The sequence below is a fragment of the Chryseobacterium koreense CCUG 49689 genome, assembly GCF_001045435.1.
Taxonomy (GTDB): Bacteria; Bacteroidota; Bacteroidia; order Flavobacteriales; family Weeksellaceae; genus Kaistella; species Kaistella koreensis.
The window spans coordinates 1-8,950 of record NZ_LFNG01000036.1; the positions used below are offsets into that span (position 1 = coordinate 1).

Genomic DNA, 8,950 nt, shown 5'->3' on the forward strand with positions numbered 1-8,950 from the left:
GTATTATTGATATTCTTGCAAATTCTTATGATTGGAAAGGAATATGTATATTTGGTTGTGCAACAAGCACATAGTATTTGCAAAAGGCGGGGTTGAATTCATAATAGAAAAACCCGATGCATTTAGTCGCAACTTGCTTTTCATATTACTTATTTTTGTAATTTGGTAATCTGAAAAAGCAATTTGCTTCATTCGGTCGAAATTGAACTTTCACTTAAATTTAGCCCGCCCTTCGCAAATACTTTTTCCGTTACAAGCAACCCTAACAGACCGACAGTGCAACAATGAACAAACAGAAAAAAACACCAACCGCACAAATGGCACATTTGGTTTTGCCCTGCCCACAAGCCGACCCTTCAGCAAAACCAAAAGAGCCATTTTCTGCCTACGCACCAATGAGAATATTAACTTTGAAAACTATAAATTGAGATAAAAAGACAACATGTTTGAACAGACTTTTAAAAACATAGACGACATACTTTACAAGGACGCAGGTGCAGACAGCGAACTGGACTACATTGAGCAAACTTCTTGGGTTTTGTTCTTGCGTTACCTTGACCAATTAGAAAGTGAAAAAGCGGACGAAGCCGCTTTGGAAGGTAAAGAATATAAATACATTTTGGACGAGCAATTCCGTTGGCCAAATTGGGCAATGCCTAAAACGGCAGACGGAAAACTTGACCACCACAAAGCCATGACTGGACCTGACTTGGTTCAGTTTGTAGATTATAAGCTATTCCCCTATTTAGCAGGTTTCAAAGCAAAATCTATTGACAACCCGAAATCCATTGAATATAAAATCGGTGAGATTTTTAGCGAGTTGAACAACAAAATTAAAAGTGGATATAATCTTCGTGAGATTATTGAAATGACTGATGAACTGCCTTTCGGCAGTTCTAAAGACAAGCACGAACTAAGCCACTTGTATGAAACCAAAATCAAAAACATGGGCAATGCTGGTCGCAATGGCGGACAGTATTACACCCCACGACCTTTGATTCGTGCCATTATTGAAGTGTTGAATCCACAAGTTGGCGAAAAGATTTATGATGCAGCTTGCGGAAGTGCAGGCTTCTTATGCGAAGCATACGCATATATGTATGACCGCATGGAGAAGAACACCGCCAACCTGAAAGCCTTACAGGAAAACACACTTTATGGAAAAGAGAAAAAGAATTTGGCTTACATCATTGGTGTAATGAACATGATTTTGCACGGCATTGAAGCCCCAAACATCATTCACACCAATACGCTGACTGAAAACATCCGAGACATTCAGGAGAAAGACCGTTACAACGTAATTCTTGCCAATCCACCATTTGGCGGAAAGGAACGAAAAGAAGTGCAACAAAATTTCGACATCAAAACCAGTGAAACGGCTTCTTTATTCTTACAGCATTTTATTAAAAGTTTGAAAGCTGGCGGACGAGCAGGTATTGTTATCAAAAACACTTTTTTGAGCAATACCGACAATGCTTCGGTTTCGTTGCGAAAGCATTTATTGGAGAGTTGCAATCTGCACACCATTTTGGATATGCCCGCAGGAACATTCTTAGGTGCAGGAGTAAAAACGGTGGTGTTATTTTTTACCAAAGGCGAACCGACCAAAAAGATTTGGTATTACCAATGTGTGCCGGGCAGAAGTTTAGGCAAAACTTCTCCGTTGAATGATGATGACTTGAAGAAATTTAAGCTACTGCAAAAAACATTGGCTGATTCTGACAACTCTTGGACAGTTGATATTTCAAGCATCAATACTAGCAATTACGATTTGAGTGTGAAAAACCCGAACGGAAAAGTAGAGCAAACATTCCGTTCTATGGATGAGATATTGGCAGAGATGGAAGCATTGGACGAAGAAACAAGCGAAATTTTGAACGGAATAAAAGAGATGTTTTCATGAGCCAAGTTGAATTAACCACTTTAGGAAAATCGTGTGAGTTTTTCAATGGGAAAGCCCATGAAAAAAGCATTGACGAAAAGGGAAAATACATTGTAGTCAATTCTAAATTTATTTCATCTGAAGGCAAATCTTATAAACGTACAAACGAACAAATGTTTCCTTTATACAAAGGCGACATTGTAATGGTAATGAGTGATGTGCCCAATGGCAAAGCATTAGCCAAGTGTTTCATTATTGACAAAGACGATACCTATTCATTGAACCAGCGTATTTGCTGCATAAGAAGCAAGCAATTTGACACCAAGTATTTGTATTACCAACTCAACCGCCACGAACACTTTTTGGCTTTCAACAACGGTGAAAATCAAACCAACTTACGCAAAGACGATATTCTTGCTTGCCCTTTGATAAAGCCTTCAATTGAAGAACAAAAAAGAGTTACGGAAATTATTGATATCTCTTTTGAAAAATTAGAGTCAGCCAAAAATCGAATATCTAAAAACATCATCAATTCTGATTTACTATACATCAATGGTCTTCAGAGAGTTTTTGACAACTATGATACCGATTGGAATGTAAGTGTTCTGGGAAATCTTTGTAAAATACAACTAGGCAAAACTCCTGCAAGAAAGAGTAGTAAAATGTGGGATGAGAAAAAAATAACTAATAATATATGGCTGTCGATTGCCGACATGGTCCATGGAGAAACAATTTCAGATAGTTTTGAGTATGTTTCGGACATTGCAGCCAAGGAAATGAATCTTATACCGAAAGGCACCTTGCTTTTAAGTTTTAAACTTACTTTAGGCAGAGTCTCTTTTGCTGGTGTTGATTTATACACTAATGAAGCAATTGCCGCTTTATTAGATTTAAGCAATAAGATTGACAAAAAATACCTATACTATTATTTCTCAGCATTTGATTGGATTTCTTATAGCGAAGGGGACATAAAAGTCAAAGGACGGACTCTTAATAAAGAGAAACTAAAAGTCTTACCAATAAGATTTCCCCATCTCGAAAAGCAAAAAGAGTTAGTTCAATATTTTGACGAATTAAAATACAATAGCGAAAAGTTGAAATCAAATTATCAAACTAAATCTTTAGCATTAGATGAGCTTAAATCTGGAATTTTAAACAAAGCTTTTGAAATCAAATTAATAGAAGCGGAATAATGATTACCAAAGTTACATTGAATGGTGTTGCCAGTTATAAGAAACCTGCTGTTTTCGAAACAGACATGAAGATAAATCTTGTGTATGGCTTAAATGGAACTGGTAAAAGCACTTTTTCAGATTTTCTATACAAACAATCAGACACGAATTTTAAAGGATGTTCAATTGAAGGTCTAAATCCTGATGAAGAAATTTTAGTTTATAATCAATCATTCATTCAAGACAACTTTTATCAGCCTGAAAGCTTAAAGGGCATTTTCACTTTGTCAAAAGAGAACAAGGAAGCAGAAACAAAGATTTTAAATGCAGAAAAGGAAATCAAAAGACTTGATGCCGAAAAAAATCAGAAAAATGCAGACTTAAAAAAAGAAACCGAAGCTATATCTGCAAAACACGAGAAAGCAAAAGATAAAGTTTGGGAAATTAAAAAGAACTATACAGGTGGCGACAGAGTTTTGGAATTTTGTCTTGAAGGCTATAGAAACGATGGCAATAAGTTATTGAGCTACATTGAAGGGTTGAAGAAGCCCGATAGTAAGCCTACAAAAACAACCGACAATATAAAGGAAGAAGTTCAGGCTCTATCCGGTGAGAATGCCCAAAAGTATAATATACTCGACCCAATAGCTTTTAATGTCTCTGAAATCGAAACAGAGCCAATATTTAAGAAACAGATTGTTGGTAATGAAAACAGCACGGTTTCAGGTTTAATCAATAAACTTGAAAATTCGGATTGGGTAAAAGATGGTTTAAAATACTTGCCAACACAAATTGAAAATGAAAATGAAACCTGTCCTTTCTGTCAGGAACAAACAATTTCAAGTCAATTGCTTCAAAGCATCAAGGAATATTTTGACGAATCGTATGAAGCAGACTTAACATCTATTAAGGAATTTCGCAAACAATACGCAGAAGCCATTCAGTTAATTCCCGATAAATCAACTTTTGAAAGTAATCCGAAGTTTGAAAATCATAAAAAGGACTTTGAAATCAAATACAACGCATTTACCAAAGTTGTAACAGAGAACTTAAAGCTGATTGATGATAAAATAAAAACTCCAAGTGTTCAAATCACTTTGAAAAGTTCTGTTACTGCATTGACTGAAATAAATGGAGTAATTGACAACATCAATAAGCAGGTAAAAGAACACAACAAAAAAATTGACCAAAAGGAAACAGCCTTAAACGACTTGAAAACTGACTTTTGGAATATTATGCGTTGGGAATATGACCAAACTATAAGTTCATACATTTCCGATAAATCGCAATCACAAAAAAGCGTTTCTGGATTAAAACAGGCAATTGAAAAACTGGATTCAGACATTCAGAAGCAAAGAGAAATAATTGTTGAACAGCAAAAGCAGACCGTAAATATTGAAGAAGCAATTGCCAACATTAACAACGGTCTTTTAGACCTTGGGATTCACGACTTCAAAATCAAACAACACGCTGATAATCTTTACAAAATAGTTCGTGAGCAAAATGACAATAGAGTTTTCCTTTCCTTGAGTGAAGGCGAAAAAATGATTATCAGCTTTTTGTATTTCTTGGAACTATGCAGGGGAAAGAAAGATGCAACAGAAGCAGCAAAGAAGAAAATCATTGTAATTGACGACCCGATTTCCAGTCTTTCACATGTTTATGTTTTCAATGTTGGTAGATTGATTAAGAATGAGTTTTTCGGTAAAAAAGAAAAGAAGAATGGTGTTACAACTTGGAATTACAAGTATGAGCAAGTCTATGTATTAACACACAGCCTATACTTTTTCTATGAAATAACCGAAACCAAGCATGATGAAAGAAAGGAGACTCAAAAGCTTTTCAGGCTAATTAAAAATGATGAAGGCAGCTACTTTGAAAAACTTACTTATGAATCAATTAAGAATGACTATCAGGCTTATTGGTATGTGATTAAAGACCAAAATCAACATCCTGCATTAATAGCCAATTGCATGAGAAATATCATTGAGTATTTCTTCAACTTCATAGAGAACAAAGACCTGAATAATTTCTTCAATCAACCTACTATGCAGGAAATCCGCTTTCAGGCATTTTATAGATACATCAATAGGGAATCACACTCCTTAGGACAGAATATTTTTGATTTTAAAGAGTTCAACTACCAAGACTTTATAGATGCTTTTGCAGAACTTTTTAAAGTTGCAGGTTACGAAGAACATTATAAGAAAATGATTGCATGAACGAAACCGAAACAAGAGCAGAATATATTGACCCTGCATTAAAAACAGCAGGTTGGGGCGTTGTTGAAGGCAGTCGCATTCGCATGGAGTTTCCCATCAACAAAGGTCGTTTAATCGGGCATGGTCAGCGTAGCAAGCCCGACAAGGCAGATTATGTATTGCAATACAAAAACAGAAATCTTGCAGTAATTGAAGCCAAAGCCAGAGATAAATATTATACCGAAGGCGTTGGGCAAGCCAAAGACTATGCTGGAAAATTGCAGGTTCGGTTTACATACAGCACCAACGGTTTACAGATTTACCGCATAGACATGCACCAAGGACAGGAAGGTGATGTAACTTCCTATCCTACTCCAGACGAATTGTGGGAAATGACTTTTGGAGAACAAAACAAACTCCAACCACTTTCAGCCGTTTGGCGAGACAAATTACTTTCAGTTCCGTTTGAAGACCGTGGCGGAACATGGCAACCACGCTACTATCAGGAAAACGCCATTACCAAAGTATTAGAAGCCGTTGCTAACGACCAACAACGCATTTTATTAACCCTTGCCACAGGAACAGGAAAAACGGCAATTGCTTTTCAAATTGCATGGAAACTGTTTCAGGCAAAATGGAACATCAACAAAGACGGACAACGAAGCCCAAGAATTTTATTTTTAGCAGACAGAAATATTTTGGCTGACCAGGCTTTCAATGCTTTTTCGGTGTTTGAAGAAGATGCTTTGGTTCGTATCAATCCAAGCGACATCAAGAAAAAAGGCAGAGTTCCGAAAAACGGAAGTGTGTTTTTTACCATTTTCCAAACTTTTATGAGTGGGCCTAATGATACGCCCTACTTTGGAGAATATCCACAAGACTTTTTTGATTTCATCATTATAGACGAGTGCCACCGTGGCGGTGCCAATGACGAAAGCAGTTGGCGTGCCATTATGGAATATTTCAGTCCAGCCGTTCAGTTAGGTTTGACAGCAACACCAAAACGAACCATAAACGCAGACACTTACAATTATTTTGGCGAACCTGTTTATGTGTATTCGCTGAAAGAAGGAATCAATGACGGTTTCTTAACGCCTTTCAAAGTCAAACAAATTGACACCACCATTGACGAGTATTTGTTCACTTCGGACGACACCGTTTTAGAAGGTGAAATTGAAGAAGGCAAACGCTATACCGAAGCGGAAATGAACCGCATTATTGAGATAAAAGAACGTGAAGAATATCGGGTAAAGATTTTTATGAGCCTGATAAATCAAAGTGAAAAGACCTTGGTTTTCTGTGCTACTCAATTACATGCTTTGGCAATTCGTGACTTAATCAATCAATATGCAGAATCTAAAAATCCGAACTATTGCCACCGTGTAACAGCACATGACGGAAAATTAGGCGAACAACATTTAAGAGACTTTCAAGACAACGAGAAAAGCATTCCAACCATTCTGACCACTTCACAGAAGTTAAGCACTGGTGTTGATGCTCCCGAAGTAAGAAACATTGTTTTGCTTCGCCCTGTAAACTCTATGATTGAGTTTAAACAAATCATTGGCCGGGGAACACGTTTGTTTGACGGCAAAGATTATTTCACGATTTACGACTTTGTAAAAGCACATCATCATTTCAGCGACCCTGAATGGGACGGAGAACCCGAAGAACCTGAAACACCAGAACCAAGACCACAGCCACAACCTTGTGATGTTTGCGGATACAGACCATGTATTTGTGTTAGAGAACCTGAGCCTGCTTGTGAAGTTTGTGGTTATGTAATGTGCCGTTGCGACAATCCACCAAGAAGAATGGTAAAAGTGAAATTGGCAGACGGAAAAGTTCGTCAGTTTCAACACATGGTTAGCACTTCATTTTGGAGTCCAGACGGCAGACCAATTTCAGCAGAAGAATTTTTGCGTTCACTTTTCGGTGCATTGCCCGAACTTTTCAAAAGTGAAGATGAATTAAGAACCATTTGGAGCAAACCCGACACAAGAAAGAAACTACTGGAAGAACTTTCAGAAAAAGGTTTTGCCAAGCAACAGTTGACAGAGTTTCAAAAAATACTGAACGCTGAAAACAGCGACCTATATGATGTTTTGGCTTATATCGCTTTCCATTCCGACATTTTAGAACGAACAGACAGAGCAGATAGTGCAAAAATTCATTTGGACAACTACGACCCAAAACAGCAGGAGTTTTTAAACTTCGTTTTGAGCCAGTATGTAAAACAAGGCGTTGACGAACTGGACGACACGAAAATTGGTGACTTGCTTGTTTTGAAATATCACGCCATTGCAGACGCTAAAAAAGAACTTGGCGACATTGCAACAATCAGAAACACGTTTATCGGTTTCCAGACTTATTTGTATGACAAAAGAGTAGCGATATGACAAAGACAATGCACATATCAGCCAACCCTTCGCAGCCATGCACATTTGCAAGCCGCACAAGCCAACGCACAGACCAAAGCTTGCAAAAGAGCATGTCTGCCCCAACGCACAACACCACGACAGACAGAAGGGCAGCTTGTAACAGCGGTTTTGCAAAAAAGCGGGTTCAGTGGTTAATTGAGCATTCTACCTCGCATCAAATTTTGTGGTGTATTGACAGTTTAGTGCTCCGAAATCCGCTTCTTCGCAAAGCCGCAAACCGATGTGCAAAAGTTTCCGCTCCGCTACAACTTTTGCACATCGGAGCGCGGATTACATCCGCAGATATGTTAAAGCGTTTTCGCTCCCGCAAAAACCTTCAACACATCTACGGATTGGCGAAATTCCATTTCCTTTTGTAACTTCGTTGCAACGAAAATGAAACTTCGCCAATCCGCGCTCCGTTAGCGGTCAGGCTATAACGACACACCAACATACAACGACACCGAACAAAGGATGAAGGAATTAATAACATTGGCAGTAATTTCAGGACTTGCATTTTTGCTTTTTCTCGCAACACTCATTTTGGGTTTAACGAAAAAGAACAAGAACCTTAAACTGACATCATTTTTGTTATTTTTTACATTTATCGGTTTGACAGGTTGGACAGGTTTCAAATTTGTAAGCAAGAGCTATAACAAAGTAACAGAAACTTTCAGACCAAGAACAGGAGATGAAATTTATGACGCACTGTTTGACAAAAGAAAAACGAACTGCATTAAGATTTTGAATTACCAAGACCAAGTTGTTCCTAAAATTGACTATGCTATTTGGTTGTACTTTGAAGCTTGTCCAAGTGAATTAAACCGAATTTTATCAAGACACGAATTCACGGCAGAGAAACTCTCGACTTCAAAGTGGGACGGAAAAATTCCGTATGGTGAAACATTGGAATGGTTTAATCCAACAACTTTAGGCGACACGATAATGGTTTATGAATATTCAACAAACAACAGTAGAAGTATTCAAACAATATGGACTAACTTAGACAGCACAAAAGTTTTCGTAAGAGATATACTTGACTAAGAATGAATTGGTTAATCGCACAAAATCACAGCAATAAACAGAAAGCCCGAACCGCTAATAACTAAGCTTTCGTTTTGTCTGCAAGACAAGAAACCGGAGGTTCGGCGGAGCCAAATGAAAGCCCGTTGAACCCTTCGAGAGCCTCAGGGTAAACTCCAGCTCCGGTAGCTTTTCGGCGGCATTTTGGTCCTCTTATGGGGATATTGTTTTTAGAATTTAGATACACAAAGC

General features: G+C 37.8%; 6 protein-coding genes. All 6 read left to right on the top strand.

Annotation, left to right across the window (positions count from 1 at the left end):
* Window positions 1-442: 442 nt before the first annotated feature.
* The 6 genes from ACM44_RS14140 to ACM44_RS14165 all read left to right on the top strand — a co-directional run bounded on the left by ACM44_RS14140 (window position 443) and on the right by ACM44_RS14165 (window position 8,719).
* Window positions 443-1,903: a class I SAM-dependent DNA methyltransferase gene (locus ACM44_RS14140; protein WP_048500711.1), complete on the top strand. Its 1,461-nt coding sequence runs from the start codon at window positions 443-445 to the stop codon at window positions 1,901-1,903.
* Window positions 1,900-3,075: a restriction endonuclease subunit S gene (locus ACM44_RS14900; RefSeq protein WP_053215480.1), complete on the top strand. Its 1,176-nt coding sequence runs from the start codon at window positions 1,900-1,902 to the stop codon at window positions 3,073-3,075. Before ACM44_RS14140 ends, ACM44_RS14900 begins: the two co-directional genes overlap by 4 nt.
* Window positions 3,075-5,276: an AAA family ATPase gene (locus ACM44_RS14150; RefSeq protein ID WP_048500712.1), complete on the top strand. Its 2,202-nt coding sequence runs from the start codon at window positions 3,075-3,077 to the stop codon at window positions 5,274-5,276. Before ACM44_RS14900 ends, ACM44_RS14150 begins: the two co-directional genes overlap by 1 nt.
* Window positions 5,273-7,654, top strand: coding sequence for an EcoAI/FtnUII family type I restriction enzme subunit R (gene hsdR / locus ACM44_RS14155; protein ID WP_048500713.1), 2,382 nt, complete (start codon window positions 5,273-5,275; stop codon window positions 7,652-7,654). The genes ACM44_RS14150 and hsdR overlap by 4 nt, the downstream gene beginning before the upstream one ends.
* 92 nt (window positions 7,655-7,746) lie before the next feature.
* The gene (locus ACM44_RS14160) at window positions 7,747-8,055 is read left to right on the top strand and encodes a hypothetical protein (protein WP_048500714.1); all 309 of its coding nucleotides are present in this window, start codon (window positions 7,747-7,749) and stop codon (window positions 8,053-8,055) included.
* 94 nt (window positions 8,056-8,149) lie between these two features.
* Window positions 8,150-8,719 (top strand): hypothetical protein, encoded by a 570-nt coding sequence (locus ACM44_RS14165; RefSeq protein ID WP_048500715.1) that lies wholly within the window; start codon window positions 8,150-8,152, stop codon window positions 8,717-8,719.
* Window positions 8,720-8,950: the final 231 nt, after the last annotated feature.

Coding starts and splice junctions, on each gene's coding strand:
- ACM44_RS14165 (WP_048500715.1), top strand. CDS start 8,150: ATGAAGGAATTAATAACATTGGCAGTAATTTCAGGACTTGCATTTTTG.
- hsdR (WP_048500713.1), top strand. CDS start 5,273: ATGAACGAAACCGAAACAAGAGCAGAATATATTGACCCTGCATTAAAA.
- ACM44_RS14160 (WP_048500714.1), top strand. CDS start 7,747: ATGTCTGCCCCAACGCACAACACCACGACAGACAGAAGGGCAGCTTGT.
- ACM44_RS14900 (WP_053215480.1), top strand. CDS start 1,900: ATGAGCCAAGTTGAATTAACCACTTTAGGAAAATCGTGTGAGTTTTTC.
- ACM44_RS14140 (WP_048500711.1), top strand. CDS start 443: ATGTTTGAACAGACTTTTAAAAACATAGACGACATACTTTACAAGGAC.
- ACM44_RS14150 (WP_048500712.1), top strand. CDS start 3,075: ATGATTACCAAAGTTACATTGAATGGTGTTGCCAGTTATAAGAAACCT.